This is a genomic window from Pantoea vagans (assembly GCF_001506165.1).
GTDB classification, from domain to species: domain Bacteria; phylum Pseudomonadota; class Gammaproteobacteria; order Enterobacterales; family Enterobacteriaceae; genus Pantoea; species Pantoea vagans_C.
The window spans coordinates 3,639,534-3,658,080 of record NZ_CP011427.1 but is presented as its reverse complement, the minus strand read 5'-3'; the positions used below and the strand labels follow the sequence as shown (position 1 = coordinate 3,658,080).

The 18,547-nt window shown below is 54.7% G+C and carries 16 protein-coding genes; 10 read left to right on the top strand and 6 right to left on the bottom strand.

The features are described 5' to 3' along the window. Nucleotides 1-146: 146 nt before the first annotated feature. The gene (locus LK04_RS17015; protein WP_039335861.1) at nt 147-746 is read right to left on the bottom strand and encodes a hypothetical protein; all 600 of its coding nucleotides are present in this window, start codon (nt 744-746) and stop codon (nt 147-149) included. 420 nt (nt 747-1,166) lie between these two features. Between LK04_RS17015 and LK04_RS17010 the strand changes: the two genes are divergently transcribed. Then, nucleotides 1,167-2,402 (top strand): MFS transporter, encoded by a 1,236-nt coding sequence (locus LK04_RS17010; protein ID WP_039335863.1) that lies wholly within the window; start codon nt 1,167-1,169, stop codon nt 2,400-2,402. A 117-nt stretch (nt 2,403-2,519) separates the two neighbouring features. Here the strand turns inward: LK04_RS17010 and LK04_RS17005 are convergent, their stop codons facing one another. Beyond that, complete coding sequence (locus tag LK04_RS17005; RefSeq protein ID WP_039335865.1) at nt 2,520-3,680, bottom strand: Gfo/Idh/MocA family protein; 1,161 nt, start codon at nt 3,678-3,680, stop codon at nt 2,520-2,522. A 267-nt stretch (nt 3,681-3,947) separates the two neighbouring features. On the opposite strand from LK04_RS17005, the gene LK04_RS17000 reads away from it, so the two are divergent. Beyond that, nucleotides 3,948-4,823, top strand: a complete 876-nt coding sequence (locus LK04_RS17000) for a BadF/BadG/BcrA/BcrD ATPase family protein (protein WP_039335867.1) — start codon at nt 3,948-3,950, stop codon at nt 4,821-4,823. A 26-nt stretch (nt 4,824-4,849) separates the two neighbouring features. Beyond that, entirely contained in the window at nt 4,850-5,968 is a 1,119-nt protein-coding gene (locus tag LK04_RS16995; RefSeq protein ID WP_039335869.1) for an ROK family transcriptional regulator, read from the top strand. A 124-nt stretch (nt 5,969-6,092) separates the two neighbouring features. On the opposite strand, the gene LK04_RS16990 is transcribed toward LK04_RS16995, so the two are convergent. The 3 genes from LK04_RS16990 to LK04_RS16980 form a co-directional block, all read right to left on the bottom strand. Further along, nucleotides 6,093-7,244: a DDE-type integrase/transposase/recombinase gene (locus LK04_RS16990; protein ID WP_059109794.1), complete on the bottom strand. Its 1,152-nt coding sequence runs from the start codon at nt 7,242-7,244 to the stop codon at nt 6,093-6,095. Nucleotides 7,245-7,347: 103 nt separating this feature from the next. Beyond that, complete coding sequence (locus LK04_RS16985) at nt 7,348-8,439, bottom strand: ABC transporter ATP-binding protein (protein WP_039335936.1); 1,092 nt, start codon at nt 8,437-8,439, stop codon at nt 7,348-7,350. 12 nt (nt 8,440-8,451) lie between these two features. After that, a complete protein-coding gene (locus tag LK04_RS16980) occupies nt 8,452-9,051 on the bottom strand; it encodes a GNAT family N-acetyltransferase (RefSeq protein ID WP_039335938.1) in 600 nt (199 codons plus the stop codon). A gap of 519 nt (nt 9,052-9,570) precedes the next feature. Here LK04_RS16980 and LK04_RS16975 point away from each other — a divergent pair. Genes LK04_RS16975 through LK04_RS16965 form a run of 3 tightly spaced genes read left to right on the top strand, consistent with a single transcriptional unit; the run spans nt 9,571 to nt 12,657 of the window. Continuing rightward, nucleotides 9,571-10,911 carry an ABC transporter substrate-binding protein gene (locus LK04_RS16975; protein WP_039335946.1) on the top strand — a complete coding sequence of 447 codons (1,341 nt, stop codon included), beginning with the start codon at nt 9,571-9,573 and terminating at the stop codon, nt 10,909-10,911. 58 nt (nt 10,912-10,969) lie between these two features. Beyond that, entirely contained in the window at nt 10,970-11,842 is an 873-nt protein-coding gene (locus tag LK04_RS16970) for a carbohydrate ABC transporter permease (protein ID WP_039335940.1), read from the top strand. Next, entirely contained in the window at nt 11,842-12,657 is an 816-nt protein-coding gene (locus LK04_RS16965; RefSeq protein ID WP_039335942.1) for a carbohydrate ABC transporter permease, read from the top strand. Before LK04_RS16970 ends, LK04_RS16965 begins: the two co-directional genes overlap by 1 nt. Nucleotides 12,658-12,753: 96 nt before the next feature. On the opposite strand, the gene LK04_RS16960 is transcribed toward LK04_RS16965, so the two are convergent. Then, complete coding sequence (locus tag LK04_RS16960) at nt 12,754-13,824, bottom strand: tartrate dehydrogenase (protein WP_039335944.1); 1,071 nt, start codon at nt 13,822-13,824, stop codon at nt 12,754-12,756. Between the two features lie 85 nt (nt 13,825-13,909). On the opposite strand from LK04_RS16960, the gene LK04_RS16955 reads away from it, so the two are divergent. The 4 genes from LK04_RS16955 to LK04_RS16940 all read left to right on the top strand — a co-directional run bounded on the left by LK04_RS16955 (nt 13,910) and on the right by LK04_RS16940 (nt 18,480). Continuing rightward, entirely contained in the window at nt 13,910-14,818 is a 909-nt protein-coding gene (locus LK04_RS16955; RefSeq protein WP_039335948.1) for a LysR family transcriptional regulator, read from the top strand. Between the two features lie 377 nt (nt 14,819-15,195). Beyond that, nucleotides 15,196-16,617, top strand: a complete 1,422-nt coding sequence (locus tag LK04_RS16950) for a sodium:solute symporter family protein (RefSeq protein ID WP_039334067.1) — start codon at nt 15,196-15,198, stop codon at nt 16,615-16,617. A 1-nt stretch (nt 16,618) separates the two neighbouring features. Further along, on the top strand, nt 16,619-17,800 hold the full coding sequence (locus LK04_RS16945) for a sialidase family protein (protein ID WP_039334069.1): 1,182 nt from the start codon (nt 16,619-16,621) through the stop codon (nt 17,798-17,800). Nucleotides 17,801-17,802: 2 nt separating this feature from the next. After that, entirely contained in the window at nt 17,803-18,480 is a 678-nt protein-coding gene (locus LK04_RS16940; RefSeq protein WP_081998120.1) for an SDR family NAD(P)-dependent oxidoreductase, read from the top strand. The last annotated feature ends 67 nt before the right edge of the window (nt 18,481-18,547 follow it).

Genomic DNA, 18,547 nt, shown 5'->3' with positions numbered 1-18,547 from the left:
TTATCTTAAAAACGTTAACGGGTTTGATTTTTTTAGTGCTTTGCACTTCTGGAATGGTAGTAGTGCGACATTTTATGAGGAAATTAAAGCGTTATCCCCGAAGAGATCGGGCCTTTACGCCAAGGTGCGGAGTTTTGTGTAACCGTTTACACTTCAATCAGGACGCTGCTGGTGCGTTGTTCCTGCCAGCCAGAAAGCTGTAAGTCTTCATACTTCGCCAGCGGCAGGGATAGCTGCGGCGTGCGTAATATCACTTCTGCTTCTCTTTCCCGGCATGAGCCAAGCAGAAATGGAAAGCTAAACTTGAGATAATTATCGTTGAAGAATTCATCAGTCAGAACTATTCCACTAAAGGGAAATGAAGCAATATTCTTCCAGCAAGTACCCGGTGGCGCCAAATCATAAAGCCAGAAAGAAAAATGCTGAGCTGCTTCCCGCAAGGCCTTATCCTGCTGAAGTAAACCGGTATAGTTGATTGCCAGACGCACATTCTCTGACTGCAGGCTGGAATAAATTTCCGGTGCCTGTAAAAAGCGCGTCAGTATATTTCCCGCTAAAGGGATGATTATTAATTCAGGCGTATCGGGCAACTGATTGTGCAGTGAAATTATGTTGCATCCGTTAAGTAATCTCGGGCTTTCCTGTTCACAATGCATAAAGGGTGCTGAATAACAGACACCGGTCAGTGCGCCGTCGAAGCGACGGATACGCTCAGTAACATAAGGATTGTATGAACTGTTTTCCATTTATCTCTGCGAATAAATTAATTAATTGGAGCGTCTTAATTATTATAAGGACGGCAAGACTGCTGTGATTTTTACACTTCCAATATAGACCGATTTGTTTGAAAAGATCACGTTTTTTAGCTGTCTCTGATAAAGAGATAATCGCCAGCGAAGCGGTAATAATTAAATAGTTATTGGAACTTTCGGAATGATTTGGATATTTTCGGTTAAAAACAATCAGCCTGCTAATATTCAGAACTCTATGCTTAGCAGAATTTAAGATAAGCAACTGTTTTTAAAGCGCACGGCTAGCCATTGCCTGTACCTGCAAGATGCCGCACTCTGTGGCCGGAAAAACATAATGAGAGCCAGCAAAGGGCTTTTCACCAGGTTGGTGCAATGACGCCAGCCGGAACAGTGATTGAGGATGGGATAAAAACTATGGGTTCACAGGTATCCGCAGCAGATGATTCGCTGTTGCGGCACAGGTCGTTTGTCGCCTTCTGGTTGGCACGCACCTGTTCATCGTTTGGTTTTCAGATGTTCTCCGTTGCGGTCAGCTGGCAAATCTATGCCATCACCCACAGTGCGATGGCGCTTGGCATGATAGGACTGATGCAATTCTTGCCTTCTGTACTATTGGCTCTGCCTGCAGGCCATCTGGCTGACCAGTTTGATCGTCGTCGCATTGTCTTATTGGGGCAGTTGATTGAGTGTCTGGCCTTGTTGGGACTGGTGGTGCTGACGCTACTGCACTGGGCGGATAAGCTCGAAATTTGGGGATTGGTCTTTTTGATCTCCGTTGCTAAAGCCCTTGAGTGGCCTTCCATTACCTCTATGCTGCCAGCGCTGGTGCCGCCGTCGATTCTGGCGCGAGCGATGGCCGCCAGCTCCGTTGGCGGTCAGGCGGCGGTAATTATCGGACCGACTCTCGGTGGTCTGCTGTATGTTGCGGGCCCCGATGTGGTGTACGGCGTCGCGGCATTGTTCTACCTGATTTCTCTCGTGCTGGTCAGTCGATTGCGGTACGAGCGCCCACCGCAGGTGCGTATGCCGATGAACCTCACCAATATGTTTGCAGGTGTACGGTTTATTCGCGAGCGTAAGGATGTGCTCGGGGTCATTTCTCTCGATCTGTTTGCCGTATTGCTCGGTGGAGCAACTGCACTGCTGCCTATTTTTGCCCAGGACATTCTGCATACTGGGCCTTGGGGATTGGGCATGCTGCGCGGTGCACCTTCTGTCGGAGCACTGCTGGTGGGCGTATGGTTGAGCCGTCATAAACTGGAAAAGCACGTCGGCATGATCATGTTCGGCTCGGTTGCTGGTTTTGGCGTCGCGACACTGGTGTTTGCGCTCTCTACCCAACTTTGGCTGTCGCTGCTGGCGCTGGCGGCACTCGGCGGCTTCGATATGGTAAGTATGGTGATCCGGGGTGCGTTGGTGCAGTTGGATACGCCGGATGACATGCGTGGACGTGTTAATGCGGTCAATGCCATCTTCATTAATACCTCTAACCAGCTGGGCGAGTTTGAATCAGGCATGTTGGCGGCTTGGATGGGGGCGGTGCCAGCGGCAGCGCTCGGCGGTATCGGCACGCTGGTGGTGGTGGCGGTATGGATGACAATTTTCCCTCATCTGCGTAAACGGCAGAAGCTGGAGAATGAAACCGTTTAAATCTGTCGGGCGTACCAAGGTGCGCTCTTGGGTTATTATCCTTTGCGGTTTGTGGGATGCGGTTGGTAAGGTGCGGCCCTCAGGCCGCCCGTCGCTGCCCACCAATACTCGCACTGATTAAACGGTCGCGGTTTTCCCCAGGCTGGCGTCAAATTGTTTCCAGCTCTCTGTCATATCCACCACGGTTTTCGATTTTCGCGCTTCATCGATTTTAATCGCAGTAAGACCCGCTTCCAGGGCATCCACGACTGAGACTTTCAGCGGGGTGCCCTGTTTAATGTGTTTGACGATCTCTTCTGCCATCAGCGCATCGGCACCGTAGTGGCCATCATAGGCATTGCCACTGTAGGTGGTATCCACTTCGCGTTCGCCAGTGCGGGCGTTGTGTACGCGGAAGTAGTTACGCACAAAATCCCCCTCAGCCATGCCATCAGTGCCCATAACGCAGAAGCGGCGGAACTCATCCGGGACGTTGAGGTTGGCGTGGAAGGCGAGGGTGGCGCCGTTGGCGTACTCAATCAGTGCGGTTTGATAATCCACAATATCCGCATCGCCATCAAACACCGCATCGGTGCTCGACCAGCCGCTAGGTTTGACGTGATACACCTCCGACTGCGGCGTGACCGCGCCGGTAGGCGCATGCTGTGGCGTGAAGTTTTTACGTCCGCCAAAACTGGCCACCCGTATTGGGCGCTCACCCACTAACCCCTGATAGAGATCGATATCGTGGCAGCATTTTTCCAGAATGTAAGGACCGGCATACTTCTCCAGACGACGCCAGTCGCGCTGGAAGAAGGCACCGTGATAGGGCTTGATGTGCTCAGTGGCTTCAATGGAGGTGATTTCGCCCAGACGCTGCTCATCACGTGCGTTCAGCAAATCGTGATACAGCGGGGAATAACGCAGCACCAGACCCACCAGAATTCGCTCATGGCCATATTGTTGCACCAGTTGCGCCATCGCCATGGTCTGCTCTTCATTGATCACTACCGGCTTTTCCGTGAAGACGGTGTAACCCGCAGCCAGACCCTGACGAATGTGTTCAAGGTGCATGAAGTTCGGTGAACCCACCAGCAGCAGATCAAAGCCACCATGCTGTAACAGGGCGTCAACGCTGTCGAATGCCACGCCTGCATCAATGCCAAAGGTGTGAAGATTCGGCAAGCCAGCAGGTGCTGGATCGACGTAACCCACTACGGAGAACTTTGCGTCGGCTTTGTTGAACTCTTTCACCACATGGGAAAGACGAAAGCCCAGACCAATAATACCCACTTTCATGTTGTACCCCTGAAGCCCGTTGCCTGTTAGCTGCCCGACCCATCAGGCTGCTGATAATCTGACCGTTAACTTATTACGCCAGAAAAACTAATGTCAATCAGTAACCCAGATCTCAAACTGTTAAATTTAATTATCTTTATGTTTTATATGAAAATTAATTAACTATAGGGAATGCGTATTTATTTGTGATTGCGATTTAAGTTTTTTTCCCCTATCTTTCGCACATCTATAAGCGTCATGCCGTGTGCGGCAGGCAGGAGGAAACGCGTGCAATCACTTTTGCTGGGAATTGATGGCGGTGGTACGCACTGTCGTGGACGCCTGACAGATAGCGCCGGTCGTGTGCTGGCTGAAGCCACAGGCGGGCCTGCCAATGTCTGGTCGCAGTTTGATGGGGCTATTCAGGCGGTTGAAAACGTTATTGATGAGCTGTTTCTGCAAGCTGGCTTAGCCGCTGAGGTACGTGATCGCACCACCCTGGTGGCGGGGCTGGCGGGTGTTAATGTGGCATCGGTTCACGCCCGCCTACAGAGCTGGCAGCCACGCTCACAGGCACGTTACTTGTTTACCGATGTTGAGATCGCCTGCGCGGGCGCACATGCCGGTGCGCCGGGGGCGGTGTTTATTGTCGGGACGGGCAGCCAGGGGGCCGCCTGGGATGGCGTACAGTTTACCTTGCTGGGCGGTTGGGGTTTTGCCTTGTCCGATGACGGCTCAGGTGCGATTCTCGGACGGCGCGCACGGCGATTGGCGCTGTTGGCGCAGGAAGGTATTGTGCCCGCGTCACCGTTGACCGATCGCATCATGGCACTTCATCAACACAGCCCGGAACAGATGCTCATTTGGTCACAGCAGGCAACGCCCGCTGACTGGGGCCGGGTGGTGCCAGAGATTTTCGCCACTGCGCAGCAGGGCGATGAACACGCGGTGGCACTGCTGCAGCAAACGGCAGCCGAGATTGAGCAGATGGTGCAGCCGCTGTTGGCCCGCAGCCATGGCAAGCTGGCGCTGATGGGCGGCTTAGCCGTACCGATTCAACCCTGGCTGTCGGCCGCGATTGTTGCTCAGTTGGTGCCGCCACAGGAGGATGCGCTTAGCGGCGCGTTACGTTTGGCAAGCCAGTTCAGTCAGCAACCGGCTTAACCCTTTACTTGCAGATAAAGAGATCCATGACCGCTCCCAACGTCACTGCCCGCATCTTGCGGCTGATTGTCGAAAATGCACCGATCAGCCAATCCGATCTCAAAGTGCGAAGCGGCCTGAGCATGTCGACGGTTTCTCAGGCCACGAATCGCCTGCTCTCCGGTGGCATTGTGCAAGAGCTGGGGCTGCGTCGCGTTTCAATGGGTCGACCCAAAACGCTGCTGGGTTTGAATCCAGATCACGCCAGCGTGGTCGGCATTCAGCTCAACGCCGAACGTAACCTCATTGTCTTAACCGATCTCAGCGGCAATATTATCGGCGAGCAGCAAATCCCTTCCGGCGCCATGACGCCTAAACAGCTGGGTGATGCACTGGCAAAGTTTCTGCGTGGTGTGGAAGGCAAAAAAGTCGGCGCTATTGGTCTGGCGCTCTCCGGACTGGTGGATGCCAGTAACGGTGTTTGCGTATTATCCCGCGCGCTGGGCTGGAACAATGTACCGATTGCACGCCTGTTGGAAGAGCGTTTTTCGCTGCCGGTATTTATTGAAAATGATGCCAACGCGCTGGCGATGGCGGCGCTGGTGTTTGGTCAGTTGGGGCATGCGCAGTCAGCGGTGATTGCCACATTCGGTAAAGGCATCGGTGCGGGGATCTTGCTTGACCGTCAACTCTATCGCGGTCGCCATGGTAAAGCCGGAGAAATTGGCGTCTCGCTGCTGGGTGATGGCTCTGAACGGTTGCTGGAGGATGTTGCCTCATCCCAGGCTATTTTGCAGCGCGTGGCTGTGACGATGAAAGAGGCGGCGCCACAGACACTGCGCGATCTGGACCTGCAGCCCACGCCTGAGGTATTAACCATACTGGCGGAGGCAGGGCAGCATCTGGGCATATCCCTGGCAAACCTTTCCGTGGCGTACGATCCCGATGTGGTGTATCTGGCGATGGAGCCGCAAATGGCATCACGCATTTTGCTCGATCACATCACCCAGAGTTTCCAGACTTACCGTCTGAAGCTGACGCCACACATGACACCGCTGCAGTTCCTCACTGAGTCCAATCGTATGTGGGCGCAAGGTGCGGCAGGGTTCGCGGTGAATAAGTTGCTGGATTTACTGGCGGCGAAGGCGGATGAGGAAGTCGTTTAGTCTCAGGTCGCCATAAATGGCAACCCTATGGCAATCGTAAGCGGTTTTCGTAGGGTGCGCATTCAGGTACAACCGGGCACATGGGTAACAGATCAGACCGGGCACATAGGTAACACTTTTGTGCTCAGTCGATTCGAATAATACTTTTTTCTGCCCGGTCATAATACGCCAGTATCACCCTGTCGAAGAGGATGACGTCAACTCCGTCATCCACTTCCAGGAACCTCACGTACTCACCCCGTAATGCCGAACTCAGGAACGTGCGCCCGTTCAGGCTCAGGTCACCTTTTTCTCCGACTTTATATAGCTTTGCCCCCTCCGGATAGTTCACCTCAGGCACTTTTCCATCCCAACTTCGCGGTGAGGGCACCCATATTTTTGCGGGCGGTACCTGTCCATGAGCCTCATGCGGCTTCTCCCGATTGAACTCATTACGCCATCCGTTACACCACACCCGTTGTTCCGACAGCGAGCCAAACACATCATGGTGGCTCATCGCGGTCTTCATCGAGAGATGCATGCGCTCGTGACGGGCATTTTGCCCCGGACATCCCGGCGTGGTTCTTTCTGTTTTAATACCCAACTTCATCAGCCACACGCTCCACTGTGTCAGCGCCAGGATGCCCGGCGCGACGAAGGGAGAGCCGTTATCGGTGCGGATAATGTCGGGGAGTCCACCTTCGCGGAAGGCGGCTTCCATACAGCCACGCACGAATGTCGTGGTCTCTGACGTGCCGGGCTCACAGCACAGGAGGTAGCGGCTGTGGTTGTCGGTGAGGGTGAACGGGCGGCACCAGCTGCCGTCTTTCAGGCGAAAGCGGCCCTTAAAGTCAGCGCTCCAGACGTGATTATTCCTGTTCGCATCGGTGAGTTCGTTCAGATTTCCCGGCGTACGCTTGCGCCTTATCCGTGGAGAAACCAGCCCTTCTTCTTTCAAAAGGTCCCCTATCGTGCTGGCCGCGGGAACGATGAAGTCAGCGTTGTTATTGAGGAACCAGTGGCGAATTTTTTTAGGCCCCCAGTCGGGATGCTGCTGGCGAAAGAGGACGAGTTGTCCGGCGATATCCGGAGGGATTTTTTCTGGCTGCGTGAGACGGGCACGGGAGCGATTTTCAACAGAGGAGAGCTCTTCAGCATTAAATCGCTTAAGCCATTTATAGCCGGTTTTTCGACTAATGCCGTGAAGGTGGCAAAGCTCGGTCATGGATTTCTCGCCTGCCTGACAGGCGAGGATGAAATGAAGGCGTTGCATGGTAACAGTCTCAGTCCAGGGCATAGTGAGTCTCCTCTGCTATACCAATTTATAACTGTTACCCATGTGCCCGGTCTAAAGTGTTACCTATGTGCCCGGTTTGCACCTTCATGCGCACCGGAGAACATCAACGCAACCGCAATCCCTGCTCATCAAACAGCATGCCGCGCTCAGCGCAAATCTGATAACTCACACGTTCGCCAATCTCATGCTCCGCCGCGTTACGCTCCTCAATGACCAATAACTTCTCTTCGCCAATATCAAGATAGAGGTAATTGGTGTGCCCGAGCATCTCGCTAAAGGACAAATCGGCGCTAAAGCTCAGGGCCTCAGCGTTGTGACTGGCCGGTGCAAAATGCTCCGGACGCACGCCAAGCGTGACCTTTTGCCCCTCGCGGCAAGCGGCATCAATCTTCATGGTCAGCGAGTGAATGCCCAAGGCGGGCACGCGCAACTGCACCGCACCAGGCGCAACTGCCGCGACTTCTGCCTGCAGGAAGTTCATCTTTGGTGAACCGATAAATCCGGCGACGAACAGGTTATCAGGATCGTGATACAGCGCCATCGGCGCACCTACTTGCTCGATGCGGCCCTGGCGCAGCACCACGATGCGATCGGCTAAGGTCATCGCTTCCAACTGATCGTGTGTAACGTAAATCATGGTATTACCCAGCGAGCTATGCAGGCGCGCGATTTCAATGCGCATCTGTAAACGCAGCTCCGCATCCAGATTCGACAGCGGTTCATCGAACAGGAAAATACGCGGATGACGAATAATGGCGCGACCAATGGCGACACGCTGGCGTTGGCCGCCAGAGAGGGCGCGCGGCAGACGGTCCAGCAGTTCAGTCAGGTGCAGGCTCGCTGCCGTCTTGTTAATCGCCTGCTCAATCTCAGCTTTGGATTTCTTCATCACCTCCAGCGGATAAGCCAGATTGCCGCGCACCGTCATGTTGGGATAAAGGGCATAAGACTGAAATACCATGGCAATCCCGCGTTCAGTGGCGGGTTGCTGAGTCATATCTGCACCTTCAATCAGCAACTTACCGTCACTGATCTCTTCCAGCCCGGCAATCATGCGCAACAGGGTTGATTTACCACAGCCGGATGGGCCCACAAACACCACGAACTCACCGCTGTTAATGGTGAGATCGATGCCGTGGATGACGTTGACATGGTCATAGGACTTCTTCACGTTTTGCAGGTGCAGTCTAGTCATGCGGTGCCTCAATCAGAGTAGTTGGCCCATGTAGATGGCGTTGCTGCGCAGAATCGGCGTGAAGCCGAGGCGCTGATAAAAGCCACAGACTTTCTCATTTTGCAGGCTGACACCAAGGTAAACCCCGGGTACGCCTGCTGCCCGCAGCTCGTGCAGCAACTGTTCAATCAATTTACGTCCCCAGCCACCTTGTTGTGCCGCGGGCAACAGGTTGATGTGCAGATGTGCGGGCCACTGGCTCACCAGCTGTTCTGCGGCTTCATCGGGTTGGTGAATCGCATCCAGCACTTTGCTATCCAGCGGGGCGCGAGGCGTGTAATCGCGGTACTGCTGTTGCAGGCGAGGCCACCACGATGTGTTTAGCTCAGCCTCAAATGCGCGCGTATCGGGTGCAGCGACGGCATAGCCCACCACCTCACTTTGTTGTTCCAGTACGTAAGCAAACTCAGGTGCAAAGCGCGCGTACGGAATAACAAAACGCAGGCCGGGCAGCGCCGGATCCGAGTAGAGCGCCGTAGCGTCGGTTCCGGCGTTGGCGGTTTCTAAGCAAATACGCGACAGGGCGGGAAAATCAGCCTCGTTCGCGCGACGAATAACACCTTCGGCCGTCATGGGGTGCCTCTGTGGTCAGGAGATGAACAGATTTCACGGTAAAGAAAGCTGACTTAGTTTTCAAGGTGTAATAATTGACCTGGCGCACAAAGCAGACATCAACCCTAATTTACGGTTATGACCTTTGAAGCTTTGATAGCCGCATCCGCCCACGCTATGCGGTAATCCGTGCTGCCTGTCCCTGTAGGGCCCAGTGATTGACTCGATAACTATAGAATTTTCATATGATATGTCAGTGGTTTAATTGTATTGGTGGTTTATGCTGATGCACAAGGGTGATGCTCGTTTAATGTGCGATATCTGCACGAAACCACAGGGTTCTCTGCTGTTTAAGCCGCTTTTCTTCTCACTTTTTGCACTGCATCACAGAGCAAAAATTCCACATTGGCGATGTTTGACTTTCTTTTGTTCATAAAGTAAGTATGAATTAACGGTGTTATTGCAGCTGAATCAACCTGTCAGGACAGGCAGGTGTCGAGATGAAGGGATGCCAGTCATCTGTTGGAGAAACCGAGCATGATGTGTGATTCAACCCAGCGTTCGTCCCGTATGAAAAGCTCACTGCGCGGCCTGTCGCGTCTGGTTTCAGCCGGGATCGTGCTCGGCGCAACCATGGCGGCGGCCCAGGCGGTGACGCTGAATGAATGGGATATTTACAACTATCCGCAGCAGACCGAAGCGGTGGATGAAGCGGTTAAGGCGTTCCAGCAAAAAAATCCGGGCATCACGATCCAGCGCTCGGTGCACTCGTTTGAAGATACGCGCATCCCACTCAAGCTGGCGCTGACCGCCGGTGATGGCCCGCAAATCGCTCAGGTCAATCAGGGCGGTGGCGATATGGGATCGCTGGTGAAAGATAAGTTGCTGTGGCCGATGGATGATTACGCCAAGACCTACGGCTGGACCACACGCTTCCCGGACTCGATTCTCAAACGCAACCGCTGGTCTGATAAGCAGGATTTTGGCAGCGGTAACCTGTATGGCGTGGCGAGCCTGGGTGAAATGGTCGGGCTCTATTACAACAAAGCGTTGTTGGATAAAGCGGGTGTGGCCGTCCCTAAAACCTTGCCGGAACTGGAAGCAGCAATGGCGAAGCTGAAAGCAGCGGGTACGCCGCCGATGATGCTTGGTCTGCTGGATGGCAACATGGGGCAGCAGTTGCTGAGTACCCTGTGGGAAGCGCAAATAGAGAGTAAAGACCGCAAGGCGCTGGACGATCTGATTTACGACGTCGGGGGGACTTTCAAAGACGATAAGCTGGTGAAAGCGGCAACCATGATGAAGAGCTGGAAAGACAAAGGCTACCTCTTCCCGGGTTTCGAAGGTATTGGGCATGATGATGCCGCCACGCTGTTCCAGAATGGTCAGTCAGCTTTCCTGGTGAGCGGTACCTGGTATCTCGGCCAGTTTAAAGACAACAAAGATCTGCACTTTGCGGCGATGCCGATGGGCGAGGGAGTGCAGCATGCGTTGATGGTCGGCGGGACAGACCTGGCGTTCTCGATTACCAACACCGCGAAAACCAAAGAGCAGCAAGATGCGGCTGCCAAATTCATCGATTACATCGTCTCGGATGAGATGGCTAACCGCTGGTTGAAAGTCGGCTTCCTGCCTGCGGGCACCAGCAAAAACGCGCAGATCCCAGCGGACAACCCACTGCTGGCTGAAGCCTATCAAGTTTGGGTGACCCTCAACGATCATGATGGTCTTGGCCATTATCTTGACTGGGCCACGCCGACCATGAACGCGGAGTTGAATCAGAATGTTCAGCTGTTGCTGGCAGGACGGCAGACGCCGGATCAAATGGTCATTAATTTCGATAACAACTACCAACGTTACCTGAAAACCCTGAAGCACTGATGACGTCCGGCCCGGCCACCACGCCGGGCCGTGAACAGGCCCGCAAGCGAGTAAGGTTATGCTGAACAAATCTGCCTGGCGCAATGCGCTCTATCTTCTGCCCGCCGTGCTGGTGTACGCGGTGTTTTTACTTCTGCCGCTGCTGGCATCGCTTGGCATCAGTTTCACCGAGTGGGATGGCACCTCCTGGCCGATTTTCACGGGCATTAGCAACTATATGCGCATGTTCCAGGATCCGGTGTTCTGGGTGGCGCTGGGCAACAATGCGCTGCTGATGCTGTTTTACACCCTGCTACCGATTGGCGTAGGCCTGCTGCTGTGCAGCTTCCTGTATGACACGCGCAATGCCAAAGAGCGTAGCGTATTGCGCATCCTCTTTTTCCTGCCGTATATCATGCCCATGGCGGTGCTGGGCGTGGTGTGGCGCTGGTTGTACAACCCGGCGTTTGGCCCCATCGATCAGTTTCTGCGCGCTATCGGTTTACCGCAGTTGGCACTCTCCTGGCTGGGCGATTTTACCTGGGCGCTGCCAGCGGTCGGGCTAGTGGCGACCTGGTACTTCTTCGGCTTCTGCCTGGTGCTGTTTATGGCCGGTTTGCAGCGCATGGATCCGTCGCTGCTTGAGGCAGCCGATTTAGATGGCTCCTCACGTCGTCAGAAATTTATCCGGATTACGCTGCCCTCGCTGCGTCCGGAGCTGCGTATTGCGCTGCTGTTGACGGTGATTGCCAGCCTCAAGGCTTTCGACCTGGTCTACGTGATGACGCAAGGCGGGCCTGGCACTTCAACCATGGTGACCAACATCTTTATGTATAAGCAGGGCTTCGACCTGCACTACTTTGGCTATGCCTCCGCGGTGGCGGTGTTCAGCATGTTGATTGTATTGATGATCAACGCATTAATTCACTTTGCCATTCGGGAGAGACACTGATGCGTGGCACGCCAATAGCCTCTCGCGCGCTGATCTGGATTGTCGCGCTGATGACCATTCTGCCGTTTTTGATGGCGCTGATGACCTCATTCAAAACCCAGATTGAGTTGTTTCAGGGCGTGTTTACGCTGCCCTCGTCGCTGAACTTCAAAAACTATATCACTGCCTGGCAGCAGGGTCACTTCAACGTCTACTTCATGAACTCGGTGCTGGTGGTGATTCCGGTGGTGATCAGCAGTATTCTGCTCGGTATTCTGGCGGGATTCGGTTTTGCCTGGTTGAAGATCCCCGGCAAGAAAGTGGTCGCAGCGATGCTGGGGCTGGGCATGGTGCTGCCGAGTGAAGCCTTTATTATTCCGCTGTATCACGAATTGCGCTGGATGGGGCTGACCAACACCTATCTGGCGCTGATCCTGCCGCAAATTGCGCTGTCGCTGCCGTTTACCACCTTGATGATTGCCACCGCACTGCAGCAAGTGCCGCGTGAACTGGTGGAAGCTTCGGTGATGGATGGGGCATCACGCCGCAAAATTCTATGGGGCATTCTGGTACCCGCTATCTGGCCCACGCTCTCTACGCTCGCGCTGCTGCTGTTTATTTGGACGTGGAACGAATTTCTTATCCCGCTGATTCTGGTCAACAAAGATGAGCTACGCACCTTGCCCATCGGCATGATGTTCTTCCAGAACAAAAACACCATCGACATTCCGGTGCTGATGGCAGGCGCGATGATCGTGATTATGCCGCTGGTGGCGGTGTTCCTGGTGTTCCAGCGCAAGTTTATTAGTGGTGTGACAGAAGGGGCAGTGAAGTAGTTGGGCGTTCAGAATATCCATCATTGCCAGGGGCGGCCTTCAGGTCGCCCGTAACCGACATTACCGTAGCGGCGCGACTCATCGCGCATTTTAACGTTACAACGCAGCCGCTATGGCCACGCCCAGCGCTTCCGTTGAGGCGCTGCCGCCGAGATCGCGTGTCAGGTTATTGCCCGCAGCCAGCGTGCGCTCAATCGCATCAAGCACTGCGGCACCCGCTTCAGCGTAACCCAGATGTTCCAGCATCATCGCGCCACACCAAATCTGTCCAATCGGGTTGGCCACGCCTTTACCCGCGATATCGGGCGCAGAACCGTGCACAGGTTCAAACAGGCTGGGGAACTTGCCCTCCGGGTTGATATTGGCCGAAGGTGCAATCCCGATGGTACCCGTACAGGCGGGGCCGAGGTCCGACAGGATATCGCCAAACAGGTTGCTGGCGACCACCACATCAAACCAGTCAGGATGCAGCACGAAGTTCGCGGTCAGAATATCGATATGGTATTTATCGACTTTTACTTCCGGGTAGCTCGGTGCCATCGCTTCAACACGGCTGTCCCAGTAGGGCATGGTGATAGCAATGCCGTTGGATTTGGTGGCCGATGTCAGGTGTTTTTTCGGGCGCTTTTGCGCTAACTCGTAAGCAAATTTCAGAATACGATCGACGCCAGTGCGCGTCATGACCGTCTCCTGAATCACCACTTCACGCTCGGTGCCGGGGAACATGGTGCCGCCCACGGACGAGTACTCGCCCTCGGTGTTTTCGCGTACTACGTAGAAATCGATATCGCCCGGCTGGCGGTTTGCCAGCGGTGCTTTCACGCCTGGCATTAAACGCACCGGACGCAGGTTGACGTACTGATCGAACTCGCGACGGAACTGCAACAGCGATCCCCACAGTGACACATGATCGGGCACCACATCCGGCCAGCCCACGGCGCCAAAATAGATGGCATCGAACTGGCTTAAGGTGGCGAACCAATCATCCGGCAGCATTTTACCGTGCTGCTGCCAGTATTCGGCGCTGGCAAAGTCAAACCACTGCCACTCCAGTGAAATATTGAATTTCTTCGCCGCTGCATCCATCACACGGATGCCTTCAGGCATCACTTCTTTGCCAATGCCATCGCCAGGGATGACGGCGATTTTATAGGTTTTGCCGCTCATAGGGTCTCTCGCAGGTTGCTGTTGATGTTCTGAACGCAGTATAACCATGCATCACTGGGAAATAATTAGCCTGAGCGGCAAGCCAATGTTGAATAAAAGTAGAGAATCGCGCACTTCAACCGACGATCTGGCCTTCTTTGTCCGGGTGGCAACGCTGGAGAGCTTAACCGCTGCGGCGCGGGAACTGGGCCTGTCGCTGCCTGCGGTCAGTAAACGCCTGAGCCAACTGGAACAGCGGCTGGGTGTTCAACTGCTGCGCCGCACGACACGACGGCTGGAACTGACCGCCGAGGGCAAGCGCTATCTGGAAGGGGCGCGGCCGCTGCTGGATCAGCTGGCAGAGTTGGAAGAGGCGGTCAGCAGCCAAACCGCGGTGCTGCGTGGCTCGCTCAACATTAACGCCTCGTTCGGCTTTGGCCGACGGCACGTGGCGCCTTGTGTCTCACGTTTTGCCGCGCTGCATCCTGAAGTCTCTATGTCATTGCAGCTCAGCAGCCAGCCACTCAATTTCCTCGATGCGCACATTGATATCGATATCCGCATGGGCGAGCCGCCCGATGCACGGCTGATGGCGCGTAAGTTGCGCACCAATCCGCGCGTGTTATGCTGCGCGCCGATCTACGCCGAACGCTATGGGCTGCCTGAGAATATTGCTGCTCTGTCACAACACAACTGTATTTTACTGCGTCAGTATGAGAGTGATTTTGCCCTGTGGCGTTTGAGCAACGGCGAGCAGCAGTTGACGCAAAAGGTGCACGGCAGTCTGATCACCAACGATGGTGAGGTGGCGGTGCAATTGGCGATGGATGGACACGGTATTCTGCTGCGTTCCTGGTGGGACGCTCAGCACAGCATTGAGCGCGGGGAACTGCTGCATGTGCTGCCTGAATGGAGCGCGGTGGACGGTGATATTTTTGCCGTGTGGCAGCCACAGCGCCAGTTGCCCGCTCGCATTAGCGCCTTTGTCGACTTTTTGCAGTCCGCGCTGAAATAGTTAAGTTGATTTTGATTATTTATAATCATCATTGACTGTTTGTGAGCATGATCAAACAAATATTACTTCATTTAGCCTATAAATTGCCCTGCTTGTGCGTGAATTCATTCTGCGGTGAGTGAAATGAATCACAAAATAAAGCAGGGGGTGGTCAGAGTGCAAAGACACTATACCCAAAATAATTCGAGCTTCAGGAAGGCGGCAAGTGCATGAATCCTCAGGAGCTTACTGAAGTAAGTGACTGAGGTGAATGCACGTAGCCAACGCACCTGCAGCTTGAAGTATGAAAGGTATAAAATAACAAAGTTGGCGACCTCATTAACGGCATGCGTTAAGCCCAGCGCCTGCCACGACCCTACGTTATCGATGAGGCTAAAATGAAACAATTCTCTGCAGAAGGGATGATGATTATTGTCGGGATTGTCATCGCGTACATTCTGTTTACCACCTGGCTGACCTGGCGTCTGCGCAGTAAAAACAGCGGCGACTTTATGGCGGGATCCAACGTGATGCCGGCTTTTGTGGTGGGCGTAATGCTGATGTCAGAATATATCGGCGCGAAATCCACGATCGGTACGGCGCAAGCCGCTTTTGAAGACGGTTTTGCCGCGTCCTGGTCCGTGATTGGTGCCGCTATTGGCTTCCCGTTGTTTGGTTTCCTGCTGGTGAAGCGCATTTACAACACCGGAAAAATCACCATTTCAGGCGCGATTGCCGAGCGCTACGGTACCTCGACCAAAAATATTATCTCGATCATTATGATCTACGCGCTGCTGCTGGTGAACGTCGGTAACTATGTGAGCGGCGCGGCGGCGATCTCCACGGTGTTAAACCTGGATCTCACCACGGCGGCGGTGATCACCGCGATCGTCAGTACTTTCTATTTTATGTTTGGCGGCATGAAGGGCATTGCCTGGGTTACGTTGTTGCACAGCGGACTGAAATATATCGGCATTCTGATCATTCTCGGTGTGGCGCTGCACATGACCGGCGGTGTTAAGCCGATGATCAAGGATATGCCGCACTTCTACTGGACCTGGGATGGCAATGTCGGTGCCAGCACTATCTTCGCGTGGATGATTGGCACTATCGGCTCGATCTTCTGCACCCAGTTCGTGATTCAGGCGATTGCCTCCACCAAAAGCGCGGAGTCTGCCAAACGCGCCACTTGGGTCGCCTTCTTCTTCTGTATGCCGATTGCCATCGCCATTGCACTGATCGGCGTGGCGGCTAAGTACCTGCATCCGGATATTAAGAGCCTCTATGCGCTGCCGGTGTTCCTGCAGGATATGAGCCCATGGCTGGCAGGGATTGTGACGACCTCGCTGGTGGCATCAATCTTTGTCAGCGTGAGCACCGTGGCGTTGGCGATTGCCTCGCTGGTGGTGAAAGATTTCTACGTGCCTTACCGCAACCCTACGCCAGAACGTGAGTTCCGTATGACACGCTGGTTATCGCTGCTGATTGGTTTCTTACCGCTGATCTTTGTGCTGTTTGTGCCGGAAGTATTGAAGTTATCCTTCTTTACTCGCGCGATTCGCCTGTCGATCTCGGTTGTCGCCATTATCGCTTTCTACCTGCCGTTCTATAAAAGCACGCGCGGTGCCAATGCGGGCCTGATTGGTGCCTGCGTGGTGACTTCGGTCTGGTACCTGCTGGGTGATCCGTTCGGCATCAATAACATGTACGTTGCGCTGATTACGCCTGCGGTGATCATGGTGATTGACCGTTTGATCCCCTCGCGCCAGACGCTTGAGAAAAAAGCCCCAAAATCGTCAATGCAAAACAGTGGAGCCTGATATGACCGATTCAACGATTACCGTAGAACGTAACGGTAACCTTCATCCACACGCCCAGGATGCACAGCAGCTGACGGCCATGCTGCCTTCGGTCTGTCCGCAGAACCATGCTGCGAATTTGCTGCCCCTGCCGAACGGCGATCTGCTGTGCGTCTGGTTTGGTGGCACTCAGGAGGGGATCGCGGATATTTCGGTGTGGTGCTCGCGTCTGGAGAAGGGCAGTACGCAGTGGAGCGAAGCAGAAAAACTCTCTGATGATTCCACCCGTTCGGAGCAAAATCCGGTGCTGTTCCTCGATCCCGATCAGGTGCTGTGGCTGCTTTGGACTGCCCAGAAGTCGGGTAATCAGGACACCGCCATTGTGCGTTATCGTCAGTCTCGCGATTCTGGCCGCAGCTGGAGTGCCATTGAAACGCTGCTCGATCAGCCTGGCACCTTTATTCGCCAGCCGATTGTGGTGCTGCCGAATGGCAACTGGTTGCTGCCGGTGTTTTATTGCCGCACCCAGCCGGGCGTGAAGTGGGTAGGGAATGACGATATCAGCGCGGTGAAGATCTCCAGTGATAAAGGGAAAAGCTGGCGTGATGTCGCGGTGCCGGAGAGTATGGGCTGTGTACACATGAATATCACATTGTTGCAGGATGGCAGCCTGTTAGCGCTGTATCGCAGCCGTTGGGCAGATTTTATCTACCAAAGCCGCTCCGTTGACGGCGGAGAGAGCTGGAGTGCGCCGCTGGCGACCGAACTGCCTAATAACAACTCTTCGATTCAGGTCACCACGCTGAACAACGGCCATTTGGCACTGGTGTTCAATGCGATGAGCGCCAAAGATGCCAGCGAGCGCCGTCGGTCGTTGTACGATGAAATTGAAGACGAGGATGACGATGTGGCGGTGGCGGCGGAACCGGTGGTGCACACCGGGCGCACGGCATTTTGGGGGGCGCCGCGCGCGCCGATGACGCTGGCGATCTCTACCGATGGCGGCAAAAGCTGGCCGTGGCAGCGCAACCTCGACGAGGGGGATGGCTACTGCATGACCAATAACTCACAGCAGAAGCTGAACCGCGAGTTCTCCTACCCCAGTATCAAACAGAGCGAAGACGGTGCGCTGCACATCGCCTATACCTATTTCCGTCAGGCGATTAAATATGTGCGCGTCAACGAAGCATGGGTGAGGGGATAAGCATGAGTCGACACGCGCTGGTTACCGGTGTCAGTTCCGGCATCGGCGCGGCGATTGCCGATCACTTGCTGGCGCAAGGCTGGCAGGTGACGGGTTTCAGCCGCACGCCGGTGAAAAAAGATCATCCCGCCTTTACCTCGGTGAGCGTCGACCTGTTTGATGCCAACCTGCTGAAACAGGCGCTGGCCGCTCTGCCGAAGGTCAACGCGCTGGTGCATGCGGCGGGGATGATGGCGGCAGCACCACTTGGCGATCTGTATGAAGAGCAGAGCGCCCGCTTGTGGTATCTGCATGTGCAGGTGGCGCAAATCATGGCCAATGCCTTGCAGCCACAGATGACACAGGGCGATCGTATTGTGCTGATCGGCAGTCGAACGTCACGCGGTGCAGCCAATCGCAGTCAGTATGTCAGTACCAAAGCGGCGATGGTGGGAATGGCACGCAGCTGGGCGGCAGAGCTAGCGCCGCAAGGTATTACAGTGAATGTGATTGCGCCGGGCGCCACCGAAACGCCGATGCTGCTGCAACCGGGGCGCGCCAGCTCACCGCCCAAGCTGCCGCCGATGGGGCGCTATATCAAACCAGAAGAGGTCGCTGCACTGGCAGGTTTTGTGCTGTCGCCGGCTGCTGACGCCATCACCGGGCAGGAGCTGGTGATTTGTGGGGGGGCGTCGTTGTAACTATTGTTCATAGATGCGGGTGTTCGTAGGGGCGGCCTCCAGGCCTGACAATAACGCTGTCTGTGGC